14 protein-coding genes are annotated in these 14814 nt (G+C 71.9%); 10 read left to right on the top strand and 4 right to left on the bottom strand.

Annotation, left to right across the window (positions count from 1 at the left end; genetic code table 11):
* Positions 1 to 135 precede the first annotated feature (135 nt).
* Together OG711_RS17620 and OG711_RS17615 are read right to left on the bottom strand one after the other, a co-directional pair.
* The gene (locus OG711_RS17620; RefSeq protein ID WP_073783427.1) at positions 136 to 798 is read right to left on the bottom strand and encodes a response regulator; all 663 of its coding nucleotides are present in this window, start codon (positions 796 to 798) and stop codon (positions 136 to 138) included.
* Positions 795 to 2135, bottom strand: a complete 1341-nt coding sequence (locus OG711_RS17615; protein ID WP_329563884.1) for a sensor histidine kinase — start codon at positions 2133 to 2135, stop codon at positions 795 to 797. The genes OG711_RS17620 and OG711_RS17615 overlap by 4 nt, the downstream gene beginning before the upstream one ends.
* A gap of 618 nt (positions 2136 to 2753) precedes the next feature.
* On the opposite strand from OG711_RS17615, the gene OG711_RS17610 reads away from it, so the two are divergent.
* From OG711_RS17610 to OG711_RS17580, 7 genes are all read left to right on the top strand, one after another.
* A complete protein-coding gene (locus OG711_RS17610; protein ID WP_329559708.1) occupies positions 2754 to 3401 on the top strand; it encodes a GlcG/HbpS family heme-binding protein in 648 nt (215 codons plus the stop codon).
* Positions 3402 to 3638: 237 nt separating this feature from the next.
* Positions 3639 to 5102: a M1 family metallopeptidase gene (locus tag OG711_RS17605; RefSeq protein ID WP_405674902.1), complete on the top strand. Its 1464-nt coding sequence runs from the start codon at positions 3639 to 3641 to the stop codon at positions 5100 to 5102.
* A gap of 178 nt (positions 5103 to 5280) precedes the next feature.
* On the top strand, positions 5281 to 5499 hold the full coding sequence (locus tag OG711_RS17600; RefSeq protein WP_266509295.1) for a hypothetical protein: 219 nt from the start codon (positions 5281 to 5283) through the stop codon (positions 5497 to 5499).
* Positions 5486 to 6016 carry a DUF6879 family protein gene (locus OG711_RS17595; protein ID WP_323181406.1) on the top strand — a complete coding sequence of 177 codons (531 nt, stop codon included), beginning with the start codon at positions 5486 to 5488 and terminating at the stop codon, positions 6014 to 6016. Before OG711_RS17600 ends, OG711_RS17595 begins: the two co-directional genes overlap by 14 nt.
* Positions 6000 to 6857 carry a helix-turn-helix domain-containing protein gene (locus OG711_RS17590; protein WP_266509291.1) on the top strand — a complete coding sequence of 286 codons (858 nt, stop codon included), beginning with the start codon at positions 6000 to 6002 and terminating at the stop codon, positions 6855 to 6857. The genes OG711_RS17595 and OG711_RS17590 overlap by 17 nt, the downstream gene beginning before the upstream one ends.
* A gap of 169 nt (positions 6858 to 7026) precedes the next feature.
* Complete coding sequence (locus tag OG711_RS17585) at positions 7027 to 7266, top strand: DUF397 domain-containing protein (RefSeq protein WP_073783436.1); 240 nt, start codon at positions 7027 to 7029, stop codon at positions 7264 to 7266.
* Between the two features lie 119 nt (positions 7267 to 7385).
* Complete coding sequence (locus OG711_RS17580) at positions 7386 to 7859, top strand: hypothetical protein (protein ID WP_329559707.1); 474 nt, start codon at positions 7386 to 7388, stop codon at positions 7857 to 7859.
* A gap of 33 nt (positions 7860 to 7892) precedes the next feature.
* Here the strand turns inward: OG711_RS17580 and OG711_RS17575 are convergent, their stop codons facing one another.
* On the bottom strand, positions 7893 to 8468 hold the full coding sequence (locus tag OG711_RS17575) for a TerD family protein (RefSeq protein WP_073783440.1): 576 nt from the start codon (positions 8466 to 8468) through the stop codon (positions 7893 to 7895).
* A 220-nt stretch (positions 8469 to 8688) separates the two neighbouring features.
* On the opposite strand from OG711_RS17575, the gene arfB reads away from it, so the two are divergent.
* On the top strand, positions 8689 to 9126 hold the full coding sequence (gene arfB / locus OG711_RS17570) for an alternative ribosome rescue aminoacyl-tRNA hydrolase ArfB (RefSeq protein ID WP_073783442.1): 438 nt from the start codon (positions 8689 to 8691) through the stop codon (positions 9124 to 9126).
* Between the two features lie 239 nt (positions 9127 to 9365).
* On the opposite strand, the gene OG711_RS17565 is transcribed toward arfB, so the two are convergent.
* Positions 9366 to 9941 (bottom strand): flavin reductase family protein, encoded by a 576-nt coding sequence (locus tag OG711_RS17565; protein ID WP_073783444.1) that lies wholly within the window; start codon positions 9939 to 9941, stop codon positions 9366 to 9368.
* Positions 9942 to 10451: 510 nt separating this feature from the next.
* On the opposite strand from OG711_RS17565, the gene cdgB reads away from it, so the two are divergent.
* Both cdgB and OG711_RS17555 read left to right on the top strand, forming a co-directional pair.
* Positions 10452 to 12143, top strand: coding sequence for a diguanylate cyclase CdgB (cdgB, locus tag OG711_RS17560; RefSeq protein ID WP_073783446.1), 1692 nt, complete (start codon positions 10452 to 10454; stop codon positions 12141 to 12143).
* Between the two features lie 1077 nt (positions 12144 to 13220).
* Positions 13221 to 14225 carry a carbohydrate-binding protein gene (locus OG711_RS17555; RefSeq protein ID WP_329559706.1) on the top strand — a complete coding sequence of 335 codons (1005 nt, stop codon included), beginning with the start codon at positions 13221 to 13223 and terminating at the stop codon, positions 14223 to 14225.
* The last annotated feature ends 589 nt before the right edge of the window (positions 14226 to 14814 follow it).

The following is a 14814-nucleotide window of genomic DNA, read 5'->3' as shown; positions in this document are numbered from 1 at the left end:
CCTTCCCCTGGGGCCCGCGACACCCCTGACCCGGACCGCTGGGGCCCCCGACCCGGACCGGTGGGACCCTTGACCCGGACCGCTGGGGTCCCTGACCCGGGCCGCTGGGGTCCCTGACCCGGGCCGGTGGGACGTTCAGGTCAGCAGCCGCTGTTCCTTGGCGACCGACACCGCGCCCGCCCGGGTGTCCACCCCGAGCTTGTCGTAGATGCGGCCCAGATGGGTCTTCACCGTCGCCTCGCTGATGAACAGCGCCCGTGCGATCTCCCGGTTGCCGAGCCCCCGGGCCAGCTGCCCGAGGATGTCCCGCTCCCGTTCCGTCAGCGTGGGACGCGGTCTGCGCATCCGTTCCATGACCCGGTCCGCGACGGGCGCCGACAGCGCCGTACGTCCCTCGGCCGCCGCCCGGATCGCCGCGAACAGCTCCTCCGGCCGCTCCGCCTTCAGCAGATAGCCGGTCGCGCCCGCCTCGATCGCCCGGGTGATGTCCGCGTCCGTGTCGTACGTGGTGAGGACGAGGACCCGGACCCCGCTCCCCGAGATCAGCCGGGTCGCCTCGACCCCGTCGGTGCCCTCCCCGAGCTGGAGGTCCATCAGCACGACGTCCGGACCGAGCTTGGCGGCCATCGCCACGGCCTCGTCACCCCCGCCCGCCTCACCGACCACCTCGAAGTCCGGTTCGCTGCCGAGCAGCGCCAGCAGTCCGGCCCGTACGACGGCGTGGTCGTCGCAGAGCAGGACCCGGACCGGGGCGGCGGGGCCGGGTCCGGTGGGACGGGGGCCGGGACGGGAACTCATGGCTGCTCCAGGGGCGGGTGGCCGGCGGGGGGAGGGGTTCCGGGTCCGGGGGCGGCCGGGGAACGGCCGGACAGATCCTCGGAAGGGAGGCCGGGCGGGCGGACGGCCAGCGGGACCGACACGGTCAGGACGGTGCCCTCGCCCGGCGTGGACTCGATCGTCAGCGTCCCGCCCAGATCCCTGACCCGGGCCCGGATCGCGGGCAGTCCGTGTCCGCGCACCCCCGCCCGCGTCCCGTCCGACGCCCCGGGGACGAAACCCCGGCCGTCGTCCGCGACGTCCAGCACGATCTGGTCGTCCAGGCAGGTCAGGGTCAGTGCGGCGGTCCGCGCGTCCGCGTGCTCACGGACGTTCGCGAGAGCGCCCTGGGCGATCCGCAGCAACGCCGACTCCGCGCGTTCCGGCAGCGCGGCCGGCGTGCCCTCCGCGTGGAACCGCACCGGCGGCCCGGTCCGGGACTCGCGGACCGCCAGCGCGCGCAGCGCGGCCACCAGTCCGCCGCCGTCGGCGAGGTCGGCCGGGGCCAGGTCATGGACGAAGCGGCGGGCCTCGGTGAGGCTGCGTTCGGCGATCGACCCGGCGGTCCGTACATGCGTCCGCGCCTTCACGGGCTCCGCGTCCCACACCCGGTCCGCCGCCTGGAGCAGCATCTGCTGACTGGACAGCCCCTGCGCGAGGGTGTCGTGGATCTCCATCGCGAGCCGCTGCCGCTCGGCGAGGGTGCCCGCGCGGCGTTCGGTGGCGGCGAGTTCGCGGCGGGTGCGCAGCAGGTCGTCGATCAGCGCGCGCTGGCGGGCCGCCTGGCGCTGCATGTGCACGAACCCGGCCGTCGCGATCGCCGCGACGGCGGGCGGGGCCAGCAGCAGGTTCGGGTCGAACCTGCCCGCGAGCTGGAGCTGGGCGGCCACGACGAACGCGGTGAGCAGCGCGATCAGGGCGAGTGCCGGACGGGCCGGCAGGATGCGCAGCCCGGTGTAGAAGAGCGGCACCGCGCACCACGCGAAGCTCGGCGCGAGCAGTACGAGCACCACCCACACGGCGACGACCAGCGCCAGCCACAGCAGGACGGCGAGCCGCGCGGGCGTACGGCTCCCCGCGCCGCTGTCCGGGCCGCCCGCGCCCAGGTCCCCGTCCCCGTCCCCGATCCCGTTCTCGTCGGGTGTCGTGGGCGGGCGCGGCCGGGTGGGTGCGGCCGAGCCGAGTACGGGACCCAGCACGTACAGCAGCGCGAGGACGACGGACAGCGCGATGACCCACGGGGTGCGGGGTTCCCCGGGGTGGCGCAGCAGGAAACGGGCGAGCGAGGCGCCGAGGAGCAGGAAGAACGCGGAGTGCATGACGGCCGCGAGCCAGCGGGCGTCGGGGTCGGGGGAGGCGGTGGCGGTGGCGGAGACCCGGGTGTCCGAGGCGGCCGGGGCGGCGGGGTCCGTCGAGCGCGGGGTCCCGTCCGGTCGGGTTCGTGCGGCCACGTGGTCCTCCTCGCGTACGGTCCTTGGAGCACCGGCACACGGCACCCGCGTCCCGTACCCGCGCACGGCACCGGCGTCCGGCGCACGCACACGGCACACGGCGCCCGCGTCCGGCACCCGCACGGCACCGGCCTGCACGTCCGCCGCCGCCACCGCGCGAAACACGGCCGCCCTACGGCGTACGCCATCGCGCCGCACGGGCACTTCTCCCATTCTCACCCGCCTCCGTACCGGCGGGGTCATCCGATCGGCCGACCCCCGGGTCGTCCGAGCCGCGTCCCGCGCGCAGCCGGTACGCCGACGGGCACGGGCCCGAACCGGCCCGAGGATCGGAACCAGAGCCGGTCACACCGCACCGGTCTTCACCCGGACCGGTCACCGCACCGGCCGTCCCCCGGACCGGTCCCCACCGGCGCCGGCCACCGCACCGTTCGGTGGCCGTCACCCGTGCCGGTGAGGCCCGGCGACCCCGAAGGAGCCCGTCCCATGAGCCGTCACCACGAGTCCCCCGAGTCCCACGAGCACACCGGGTCCGGCGCGGTCGGCGTGTCCTCCGGGAGCGCGCGGCACCGGTCGGGCGGCCGGTTCTCCCGGCGGGCCCAGGTGGTCACGGGCGCCGTGGCGCTCGCCGCGCTCGGCGCCGGAACGTTCGGCGCCGTGTCCGCGAGCGCCGGTTCCGCGGCCCCCGCGAGCCGTTCCACGGCCACCGCCGACACCGCGAACCGGCACCTCCAGCAGACCACCCACCTCACCGTCGACGCCGCCGCCCGCGCGGCCCAGGCCGCGCTGGACGCGGCCGAGCGCGAGAACCAGCGGGTGACCGTCGCGGTGGTCGACCGCAACGGCAACACCCTGGTGACCCTGCGCGGCGACGGCGCGGGCCCGCAGTCGTACGAGTCGGCGGCGAAGAAGGCGTACACGGCGGTCTCCTGGAACGCGCCGACGTCCGAGCTGGTCAAGCGGCTCGCCCAGACGCCGAACCTGAAGGACATCCCCGGCACCCTCTTCCTCGGCGGCGGCGCCCCGGTCACGGTGAAGGGCGCGCCGGTCGCCGCGATCGGGGTGGCGGGCGCGCCGTCGGGCGAGCTGGACGAGAAGTTCGCGAAGGCGGGCGTGGCCGCGCTGAACCGCTGACGGCCGTTCCCGCCCGGAGTGCGGGAGGTCCGGCCCGGACCTCCCGCACCCGACAGCCCTCCCCGCCCTTCCCCACGTCCCCCGCCTTGCCCGCCCTGCCCGCCTTCTCCACCTTCCCCCGGACCCACCCGCCCCAGCGGGCAACCCCGGCAAACGGTGCATAAGATCCATCCCGTGGACCGTCGCCCCGTACGCCGCGCCGCCGCAACGAGCACGGCCGCCGCCCTCGCCGGCCTGATGCTCGTCGTGGCCGTGGGCTGCACGGGTACGGGGACGGGGATGAGTACGGGGTCCGGGACCGGTACCGGGACGCGGGACCGGACCGTGGGCGCCGACGGGGTCGGGGACCCGTACTTCCCCCGGATGGGCAACGGCGGCTACGACGTCACCCACTACGCCCTGACCCTCGACTACGACCCGGGTCCCCGCCGTCTCACCGGCACGGCGACGCTCACCGCGCGGGCCGGGCAGGACCTCACGGCCTTCAACCTCGATCTGCTGGGCCTCACGGTCGGGTCGGTGACCGTGGACGGCGACCGGGCGCGGACCTCCAGGGACGGACAGGAGCTGACCGTGCGTCCGGGCAAGGCGCTCAAGAAGGGCGCCGACTTCCGGACCACCGTCCGGTACGAGGGGCGGCCCCGGACGATCACCGACCCGGACGGCTCCGAGGAGGGCTGGCTGCCCACCGCCGACGGAGCGCTCGCGCTGGGGGAGCCCACCGGTTCCATGGCGTGGTTCCCCGGCAACCACCACCCGAGCGACAAGGCGTCGTACGACATCAGCGTCACGGTCCCGGACGGGCTGACCGCCGTGTCCAACGGCGAACCGCGCGGGCAGCGCACCGAGAACGGCCGCACCACCTTCGGCTGGCACAGCTCCGAACCGCTCGCGAGCTACACGGCGACCGTGGCGGTGGGCCGCTACAAGGTCGCCACGTCGCAGATCACGGCGGACCGGTTCACGGAGTCCGACGGCATCAAGGGCGGCGACGAGCGCCGCCGCCTGCTCGTCTACACCGCCGTCGACCCCGTCGAGGCGGGCGCCTCGCGCAAGGCGCTGGCGCGTATCCCGGAGATCGTCGGGTGGGGCGAGCGCACCTTCGGCCCGTACCCGTTCTCCTCGACGGGTGCGATCGTGGACCGCGAGGGGGACGCCGGATACGCGCTGGAGACCCAGACCCGGCCCGTCTACGCGGGCGCCCCGAGCACCGTCCTGGTGGTCCATGAGCTGGCCCACCAGTGGTACGGGGACTCGGTCACCCCGAAGACCTGGCGCGACATGTGGCTGAACGAGGGCTTCGCCACGTACGCCGAGTGGCTGTGGGACGAGGAGCACGGGGGCCGCACCGCGCAGAGCGTGTTCGCCGCGCTGTACCGGGGCGACTACTACGACGAGCCCGGCGCGAACGAGGCGGTCTGGGCCTTCCCGCCCGCCGACCCGCCCGGCGCCGCGCATGTCTCGGACGCCCCGGTCTACCAGCGCGGCGCGATGGTCCTCCACAAGATCCGCCGTACGGTCGGCGACCCCGCGTTCCGCGAGATCCTCCGCGGCTGGCCCACCACGTACCGCCACCGCAACGCGAACACCGCCGACTTCACGTCCTACGTGGAACGCACCGCAGCCCCGGAACACCGCCGGGCCCTCCGCGAGATCTGGACGACCTGGCTCCACGGCAACGGCAAACCGTCCCGTCCGTGAGCGGCGCCGACCAGGTGGACCTCACCGCAGCCGGTCGGCGGATGCGGTCCGGTGCGTGCGCGGGGCCCGCTCCTCGGACATGTCTATGCGACAACGTGACTGGACGCCGGATCGGCTTGCGCCCGGACCATCACCGTCCGTACTTTCCTCAAGTGCACACTGTGATGAGGGGAGTTCGATGACAGCTCTACGCCCGATCGCCGGTGGTCCCTGCGCCGATGAGAAGGAAGACAAATGTGGCAACGGTGACTGCCCGACCGTGTACGCCACCGCCGACCCGGAGATGCTGGCGGTCCAGGGCAGCGACGTACCGCAGCGAACCCCCGAAGGGGAATCGATCGTGCTGATCCCCGAGTCCCTGCTGAAGGAGGCCGCACGTGTCCGTGGCTGGCTCTAGCCCCGTTCTGCTGGACGGCGACGAATGGAAGTCTCACTTCCGGAACTTCGAGTCGTCGGCATTCCGGCTTGAGGTCCATCAGCAGTACACGATGCCGAAGGAAGCAGATTCGGTACGCGATTTCACTGCCGGAGAACCGAGGCCCGGAGACTTCAACACGGTCTGGCACCAGACCATTCGGAACAACGCGGCGGCGGGCCGGACGATGACCCGGGCCAAGATCGTCCACCGGCCGCTGACGAACTACACCAAGTATCTCCTGGAATGGGCCATCCCGGGCAACGTGGCCGCCGGTGAGGACTACCGGATCCTCGACCTCACGGACGAACCGAATCCGGGGCTCCCGGAGCAGGACTTCTGGATGTTCGACGAGCGGATCGTCGTGCATCTGAACTACCGGGACGACGGGACACAGATCAATCGGGAGCTGATCCAGGACCCCGATATCGGTCAGTATCTGGCGTGGCGGGATCTCGCGGTGGAAAGAGCCGTTCCGTTCAGTGCCTATCGATTCTGAGAACAGCGCCGACGACCGGCAGCATCTCGCGGAGGCCCTTCGGGGCCTCCGTCGTGCTTCCGGACTCAGTGGTGAACGCCTTGCGCTCCGCTGCAACATGAGTCAAACGAAGATCAGCCGGATCGAGACCGGACGTGCTCTGCCGACGGTCATCGACGTGGAACGTATCCTCGCGGCACTCTCCGTTCCCGGGACGGTGGCGACGGAGATCATCGCGCTGGCCCGTCAGGCCAACGTCGACTACGCCTCTTGGCGTGCCTACGCCCGCATGGGGCTCCACCGCAAGCAGGCCGAGCTCCAGGCGCTTGAGTCCTCCTCCGGGGAAGTGCGGCACTTTCTGCCCGCAGTCCCCACCGGGCTGCTGCACATCAGGGAGTACGCCACAGAGACGCTTTCAGCGACCGTCGAGGGGAGCTCCAAACGTGATGTCGCGCGTGCGGTCCAGGCCCGTATGGACCGTCAAGCGATCCTGGACGACACCTCGCGGACCTTCTGGTTCCTGATGACTGAACAGGCGGTCAGATGGCGCCGAGCGAACGCCGAGGTCATGGCGGCGCAATGCCGGCACATGGCCGAAGTGGCCCGGAAGCCGCAGGTGCACATCGGGATAGTCCCCCAGTCGGTCCAGGTGCCGGCCATCCCGATGAACATCTTCGTGGTCTATGACAGGCGCCTGGTGACCGTAGAACTCTTCTCCGGCGAAGTCGTGTTGCGTGACCCGCAGGATGTCCAGTTCCACCGCAATCTCTTCGATCTCTTCTGGTCGTATTCCGTTACCGGAGAACGTCTCACTGCGCTTCTTGAGGAACTCGCCTCCGAGTTCATGCGTGAACGTGACTGAAGCGCCTTGGCTGCCAACTGGTCTGAGATATTGGGCATATGAAGAAAAGGCGTGGGAAAAGATGGCCGCCGTACAGGACATCGACGGAACGGTACGGCTCACCGTCGTGTCCGAGTTCTCCAGGTTCCCCCGCCGAGCGCACCCCTACCGAGTCCACCAGGAGGCATCCATGCGCCGACCGCGCGACCTCTACACCCTCCCCCTCGACGGAGCCCGCTTCGTGACCGCCACCGCCTGCGGTGGCAACACCCACCCGGACGGCGAGTCCTGCGTGACCCTGGCACGTATCGATGACGACGTCTGGGCCCTGGGCGACACCAAGCGGCCCCAGGCCGAACCGCTGAGGTTCACCACCGCGGAGCTGACCGCCGCCGGTATCGACCCCGGCCGGTTCGTGCGCTCCGCCTGACCCGGCGGACCTGACCCGCCCAGGACCCCGGTCGGCCCCGGCCGATCCCCGCCCGCCCAGGGCCGGGGCCGGCCGGCCGCACCTCCCACCCTCCCCGTACGGCGAAAGCAGGCTCGCCCGTGCACCATCACGGCTATCTCTGGACCGGGCCCAAGAGCCGTTTCGACGACGAGGCGCTGCGCAGACCTCCGTACCCCGAACCGCCCCCGCACGGCAGCCGGCCGGAGCTCGTCCAGCGGTACCGCGAGGTCTCCGCCGAGTTCGCCACCAGCGACCTTCCGCCCATCGAGACCGCGCACTGGCTCCTCAAGCCCGCCGCCCTGATCCGGGGCACCTGGGACAAGCCCGAGGAGGCCGCGGAGTGGATCGCCCGGCAACTCACCGCCCACGCGCCCCGCTTCGACTCCACCGCCGAACGCGACCCCGCCCGGATCGCCGCCCGCGCCGCCTCCGCCGCCGCGCTACTGGCCGCCGGGGGTGACATCTCGCTGGGTCACTACCTCCAGCGGCCCGTGTTCCTGTCCCTGGCCGTACTGAGCTGCGGGCGGGGTCCGGCGCCCTGCCCCCGTACGGCCGGGACCCCCGGGGCGTGATGCCCCGGGGGTCCCGTACAGCCGGACCGGACGTCAGACGTTGACGCCGAAGTCCTGCGCGATACCGACCAGGCCCGAGGCGTAGCCCTGGCCGACGGCGCGGAACTTCCACTCGGCGCCGTTGCGGTAGAGCTCGCCGAAGACCATGGCGGTCTCGGTCGCCGCGTCCTCGGAGAGGTCGTAGCGCGCGATCTCCGTGCCACCGGCCTGGTTGACGATGCGGATGTAGGCGTTCCGCACCTGGCCGAAGTTCTGGCTGCGGTTCTCGGCGTCGTAGATCGAGACCGGGAAGACGATCTTGTCGATGTCGGCGGGGAGACCGGCGAGGTTGACGTTGATCGCCTCGTCGTCGCCGGCGCCCTCACCCGTGCGGTTGTCGCCGGTGTGGACGATCGTCTGGTCCGGCGTCTGCTTGTTGTTGAAGAAGACGAAGTGGCCGTCCGAGTAGACCTTGCCCTGCGGGTTCACCGCGATGGCCGAGGCGTCGAGGTCGAAATCGGTGCCGGTGGTGGTCCGGACGTCCCAGCCGAGGCCCACCGTGACGGCGGTCAGGCCCGGGGCCTCCTTGGTGAGGGAGACGTTGCCGCCCTTGGACAGGCTTACAGCCATGGGATGTCCCTTTCCATGCGATGTGTGTCGGGCTCCGTACTGAGGACGAAGCTACCGTCACCTCTATGAACGTGAGCAGGATGCCCTGAGGTTCCTGGTGTCGCGTCCGATTTTCTCGTACGCGTATTCGATTCGACGGGAAGCGGGGTCCCCGTACCGGTCCCGGCGTATCCGGTACCCGGCGAAAAACGCGTGACGGGAGGCCGTCCGGGGCGCGACCATGGACGGCATGTCCGGTCCTCACGTCATCCGCGGTTCGGTCCTCCTCCCGGAGGCCGAGCTGATGTGGCGTTTCTCCAAGTCGTCGGGGCCCGGCGGCCAGCACGTCAACACCACCGACTCCCAGGTCGAGCTCCGCTTCGACCTCGCGGGCACGGACGCGCTGCCCCAGGTCTGGAAGGACCGGGCCCTCGCCCGCCTCGCCGACCGCCTGGTCGACGGGATCGTCACCGTACGGTCCTCCGACCACCGCTCGCAGTGGCGCAACCGCGAGACCGCCGCCGTCCGTCTCACCGCGCTCCTCGCCGAGGCGACGGCCCCGCCCCCCAAAGCCCGCAAACCGACCCGCATCCCGCGCGGGATCAACGAACGGCGGCTGCGGGAGAAGAAGGCGCGCGCGGAGACGAAGAAGGGGCGTTCGGGACGCGGCTGGTCGTGAGGGACCTGGTGGTCGTGAGGCTGCGGTGGCCGTTCGGCGGCCGGATCGGGGGCGGCGGGCCGTGTGCGGCGGATCGTTCGCGGCCCGGGACCGGAAATCGTCTGCCCGGGGTCGCCGGGGCCGCCACGACCTCCACGGCATCGGAGCCTCCACGGCGTCGGAACCACCGCTCCGCCGGGACCCGCGTCGGCGGGAACCCGCCATCTTGCGGGCGGGACGACGGGCCCGCCGCGCCCCGCCTATCCCAGCTGCCGGTACCGCCCGCGGAAGTACATGAGGGGGCCGCCGTCCGGGCTGGGCAGGCTCGCGGTCAGGACCCGGCCGATGACGAGGGTGTGGTCGCCCGCCGCCACCCGCTGCTCCGTCTCGCACTCCAGGTTCGCGAGCGCGCCCCCCACCAGGGGGGAGCCCGAGACCTCGCCCCGGGTGTACGGGATGTCCTCGAAGAGGAGGCGGTCGCTGATGCGTCCCTTCATCGCGAAGCGGCCCGCGATGTGCCGCTGACTCTCCGTGAGAACGGAAACAGCCCAGTGCGGCTGTTCCAGGAGCAGGTCGTCCATCCGGGAGCCCTCCCGCAGGCTGACCAGCACGAGTGGCGGATCGAGGGACACCGACAGGAACGCCGTGGCGGTCATGCCGACGTCCTCGCCGCGGGGTCCGTCGGACGACAGGGGCGGTTCGTGCGCGGTCACCAGCACCACGCCCGCGGCCAGCCGGGACATCGCGGCGCGGAACTCGTCGTTGGTCACCCCCTCAGCATGCCCGGCCGATGGGCGGGCGGAGGGGACGGCGGCGTGGGCGGAGGTGTTCAGCACGAGATCACGCTAACCGGACGTTCCGGTTCATCACATCGGGCCCCAGGGCGGACGATGGACCTAGGACCACGGGACCGGTTTGCCGTACACGGAGGCCCGTCGCGGAGTACCTTCGGCGTACCTCGCGGAGGGAAATGGATGTGTATACCCAACACCGTATGTATCCAAAACCCTTTTCCATGATTTACCGGAGCACGCGCTTCTGGTGTGAACGCGCCCCCCGTGCGCTGCTGTACCGACCTCCGCAGCCCTGGAAACACTCGTCAATCAGGACCAGGGCGGTCAGTGGATTTGCCGTCCGCAAACGGCGGAGCGGCCGGTCTATGCGCGTCAACTGGCATATTCATCCACTGTGACATGAGTCACAGGGTCCATTATTTGTTGACCCTGTGTACCGGGTGCACAGCTCGCTGTGATTCAGTGGCAGGGACGCCGCACCCGGGTGCACCCAGCCGCACCCGGCCGCAGAGAGACCTTGGAGTTGCTGTAGACGTCTCGGGGAGGGCGAGCATGGAGACGGAATCGGAGCCGTACGTCCGCCTTGCGACCCTGCGGCAGCTGCATCAGGTGATGGCCGACATGAACACGGCGCGCAGCCTCGCGGACACCGTGCAGACGGTCGCGAACGGTGTCGTCAGCGGCCTCGGGTACGAGCTGGCCGCGGTGAACCTGGTACGCCCCGACGGCGACCTCGTCGTCGCCGCCTTCGCCGGGAACGCGTCCGCCGAAGCCCTCATCACCGGCCGGGTCGGCCCGCGCGCCGCCTGGGACCGGCGGCTCGGCATGGGGGAGCGCTGGGGCAGCCTGATCTTCATCCCGCACTCCGAGGGCTGGGTCCTCGACGAGGACGACGTCCCGCAGTGGTACACCGACGGACCGGAGCCCCGGTTCGAGGACGAGTGGCACCCCTCCGACCGCCTCTTCGCCCCCCTCTGGGCCAACGGCGCACTGCCCGGGGAGCTGATCGGCGTCCTCTCCGTGGACCGTCCGCGCAACGGCCGGCTGCCCGGCGCGTGGGGCCGCGAAGCCCTCCAGATGTACGCGTTCCAGGCCGCCATTGCCATAAGCAACGCACGTCTGCGAGCAAACATGCAGCGCGCACTCGTCCGCCTCGAACGCGAGCAGCAGGCGCTGCGGGCCAGCGAGGAGTCCTTCCGGCAGGCGTTCGAGTACGCGCCCAGCGGAATGGCGATAGCGGAGATGGGCGGCGACCAGCGCGGCCGGCTGCTGCGCACCAACGACGCGCTGTGCCGCCTCCTCGGCCGCCCCGCCTCCGCCATGCGGCGCTACTCCTTCTCCGACCTGGTCCACCCCGAGGACATCGGCACCCTGCTGCGCACCTCCGCCGAGGGCGGGCGCGCGGAGCTGCGGCTCGCGCGCCGGGACAACACCTACGTATGGGTGTCACTGCGCAACTCCGTCGTCGCGGACGCCGCCGACGGGCCCCGCTTCCTGCTGACGCATGTCGAGGACATAGAGGAGCGCAAACGGCGCGAGCTCCAGCTCGCCCACCGGGCCAGCCACGATGCCCTGACCGGACTCCCGAACTCCGCGGAGCTGCGGTCCCGGCTCTCCGCGCGGCTGTGCCGGCGGCCCGCGTCGACCGCCGACGGGCGGGAGGCGGCGGGGGAGTCCCCGGACGCCGCGTACGGGGGGCCCGGGATGCACGGCTTCGACCAGGAGGAGGCGCTGGCCGAGCGGGCCGCGCGGGCGGTGGAACGCTTCGACACCCCGGCCGGTCAGCCGGTCGTCGGGTACGACCATGTGCACGTCGTCGCCCCCGAGGGCGAGCACGACGACGGGACGAAGGGGCTCGCCGTCCTCTTCTGCGACCTCGACGGCTTCAAGTCGATCAACGACCGGTTCGGGCACCACACGGGGGACGCGGTCCTCATCGAGGTCGCGCGGCGGCTCACCAGCGGGGTGCGGGACGGCGACACGGTGGCCCGGCTGGGCGGCGACGAGTTCGTGGTGCTGGCCGACGGGCTCGGCAGCGCGGACGCGCAGGATCTCGCGGTGCGGCTGCGGAACGCGATCGTTCCGCCCATCCGGGTGGACGGGCGGGCCGTGCGGGTGGGGGCGAGTTTCGGGATCGGGTGGGCGCGGTGCGGGATGACCGCGGAAGAGGTGCTGAAGTCCGCGGATCAGTTGATGTACGCGGAGAAGCGGAGTCGGGCGAAGCAGCAGCGTCGCGCGGGGTAGTCCTGGTCCTCCCTTCCGTCGGCCCCGCAGTTCCTCGCCCCGGCGGTTCCACACCTGGCCGTACTCGTCCCCGTGCGGGTCGCCTTCGCTCGCGCCCCTGGGTTCCCCACCTGGACGTACCTGTTCCTGTGCGGGTACGTCCGTGGGTGCGCAGTTCCCCGCGCCCCTGGGTTTGCTGTGCTGGGCGTACTTGTCCCTGTGCCGTCGCTCGTGGGGTGCGCAGTTCCCCGCGCCCCTGGATGCTGCCCCATTGCGGCTGCTCTTCGGGTCCGGGTTCGCCCTCGTCTTTTGCGCAGTTCCCCGCGCCCCTTTGGTCGCGCCTCTTGCGGTTCCCGCTCGGCTGCGGGTGGTCCTTGGTTGCTCGCGCAGTTCCTCGCGCCCCTGGGTTTGCTGTGCTGGGCCTGCTTGCTCCCGTGCGGGTCGGACGGGGGTGCGCAGTTCCCCGCGCCCCTTTGGGGCGCCCCCTGAGGTCGCCCTTCGGGTGCGGAACCCCCCTCCTCGTGCAGTCGCGGGGCTGCGGGAGGGGGTGGGCGGGAATCTCTGCTCGCAGACTCCGATGCTCTTCAGTCGAGTCACGGAACGTCTTACCGAGCGTGTCGGATCGAGGACGGAGAATCCCGACCGGCCCCGCCCCGAAGAACAAGCAGATGGCGCCCCAAAGGGGCGCGGGGAACTGCGCGAAGACGAGAACCGGCCCGCACCCGAAGAGCGACGGACAGGGGCAGCATCCAGGGGCGCGGGGAACTGCGCACCCACCGAGCGACGGCGCAGGAACGGAGTGCGTCCCGCCGGACGGACCTCGGAAGCGCAAGCGAAGGCGGCCCGCGGGGAACTGCGCACCCACCGAGCGACGGCACGGGAACGGAGTGCGTCCCGCCGGACGGACCTCGGAAGCGCAAGCGAAGGCGGCCCGCGGGGAACTGCGCACCCCACGAGCGACGGCGCAGGAACGGAGTGCGTCCCGCCGGACGGACCTCGGACGCGGGAGCGAGCTGCGGCTGTCACCCAATGGGATGACCCAGAACGGGTAGGCTCGCCCGCATCACGCACCAGGACCTGCTGAGGAGTGACCCAGGGATGACGGCCGGCAACAACGGCGCGAGCACGCCGGAGGACGACGACCCGTTCGGCTATCTGTACGCCGACGGCCAGGCGTCCGGGGCCACCCCGCCCAGCGGTGGCGGCGGCTACGGCTACCCGGGCCCCCGCTCGTACAACCAGGTCCGCCCGGTGGGCGAGCGCAAGTACGGCGGCCCCCAGCAGCAGGCCCCCGCCCAGCAGCCCACCGCCGCGTACGGCCAGGTGCCCCCGCAGCAGCAGTACGGGGCGCCGCAGGGCCCCGGCCAGTACGGCGCCGCCCCCCAGGCCCCGGGCCAGTACGGCGGCGGCCCCCAGGGCCCCGGCCGTGCCGCCCCGGCCCCCCAGGGCGGCCAGGGACGCGGTCGCGGCCCCAACACCAAGGGCCTGCTGATCGGCGCCGTCGCGGTCGTCGCCGCCGTGGTCGTCGGGATCACCGTCGTCATGATGAACGGCGACGACGCCGACAAGGGCAACGACGACAAGGCGGTCACCACCCCCTCCGCCACGGCCGAGCAGTCCGGGCCGAAGGAGGAGGACAAGAAGCCGGGGGAGGACGACGAGAAGCCGGCCGAGCTGCCGAGCCTCGACGCGAAGGCCCTGAAGCTGGAGGGCGGCACCAGCACCGCGTCCGACGTGGAGGGCTCCAAGGCCGCGGGCGGCGTCTACGTGACCGGCTTCAACCAGGTCGGCGCGTCCGTCACCTGGACGATCAACGATCTCCCCGACAAGGGCAAGTACACGGTCTACGTCGGCTACGGCGTACCCGGCAAGGACGCCGACGCCACCCTCACGATCAACGGCACCGCCCACACCCGTCCGTTCAACCTGAAGAACTACGCGGGCGCCCCGGAGGGCGATCTGGAGAAGGGCTGGACCGAGTCGTACGGCTACGTCGATCTGAACGAGGGCACCAACACGATCAAGCTGTCCTGCGAGACCGGCAACAGCTGTGACGCCAACATCGACCGCGTCTGGCTGGTCAAGGGCTGGAAGAAGCAGTAGTCCCGCCAGGTCCGGGCCCGGCCCGCCTCCGGCCCCCCCGGACCTGCCCCAGCCCCTCAGCCCGCCTCCGGCCCTGCCCCGGCCCCCAGCCCGCCCCCAGCCCGCCTCCGGCCCTGCCCAGGGCCCCGGGACGTGCCCCGCGAGCCCCGGGCCGCCCGGCCGCCCCGGCCCCGGTACGTACCCCTCGCAGCCGCCAGGGCCGCCCGCCCCGCCCGCCCGGGGTCACCCGCCGCACGGAATCCCGCCACCCGGAACCCCGCCGCACGGAATCCCGCCACCCGGAATCCGCCCGGCGCCCCCGGAACCGTTCCGACCCGTCGGTACGTCAATCACCCACGTACGAACGGGCTTTGGGTCGCCGAGGTGTCGGTGTCACCCCCGGTAAGGGGTAAGGCGCTGGCCAAGAATTCACCTCCGGCCGGGGAAATCGGCGGTGATGCCCGCATATAAGGGCCGTGCGACGGATCACGGCCGTGGCTCCCCGTGGGCCGGGCGGATAATCTGACGCGATCCGGTGTTCCCAGCCAGCAGGTCAGACCTTTTCGGATCGACAACCGGGCGCTTTCGCGAGGACAAGGCGCCTCGGGCG

It is taken from the genome of Streptomyces uncialis (genome assembly GCF_036250755.1).
Taxonomy (GTDB): domain Bacteria; phylum Actinomycetota; class Actinomycetes; order Streptomycetales; family Streptomycetaceae; genus Streptomyces; species Streptomyces uncialis.
This window is presented reverse-complemented; position numbering and strand designations above follow the sequence as displayed.

Excerpts from the sequence above, each read along its gene's own strand:
- cdgB (WP_073783446.1), top strand. The coding sequence starts at position 10,452 with ATGGAGACGGAATCGGAGCCGTACGTCCGCCTTGCGACCCTGCGGCAG.
- OG711_RS17620 (WP_073783427.1), bottom strand. The coding sequence starts at position 798 with ATGAGTTCCCGTCCCGGCCCCCGTCCCACCGGACCCGGCCCCGCCGCC.
- OG711_RS17610 (WP_329559708.1), top strand. The coding sequence starts at position 2,754 with ATGAGCCGTCACCACGAGTCCCCCGAGTCCCACGAGCACACCGGGTCC.
- OG711_RS17600 (WP_266509295.1), top strand. The coding sequence starts at position 5,281 with ATGACAGCTCTACGCCCGATCGCCGGTGGTCCCTGCGCCGATGAGAAG.
- OG711_RS17575 (WP_073783440.1), bottom strand. The coding sequence starts at position 8,468 with ATGGCTGTAAGCCTGTCCAAGGGCGGCAACGTCTCCCTCACCAAGGAG.
- OG711_RS17555 (WP_329559706.1), top strand. The coding sequence starts at position 13,221 with ATGACGGCCGGCAACAACGGCGCGAGCACGCCGGAGGACGACGACCCG.
- OG711_RS17615 (WP_329563884.1), bottom strand. The coding sequence starts at position 2,135 with ATGCACTCCGCGTTCTTCCTGCTCCTCGGCGCCTCGCTCGCCCGTTTC.
- OG711_RS17585 (WP_073783436.1), top strand. The coding sequence starts at position 7,027 with ATGCGCCGACCGCGCGACCTCTACACCCTCCCCCTCGACGGAGCCCGC.
- OG711_RS17605 (WP_405674902.1), top strand. The coding sequence starts at position 3,639 with ATGCTCGTCGTGGCCGTGGGCTGCACGGGTACGGGGACGGGGATGAGT.
- arfB (WP_073783442.1), top strand. The coding sequence starts at position 8,689 with ATGGACGGCATGTCCGGTCCTCACGTCATCCGCGGTTCGGTCCTCCTC.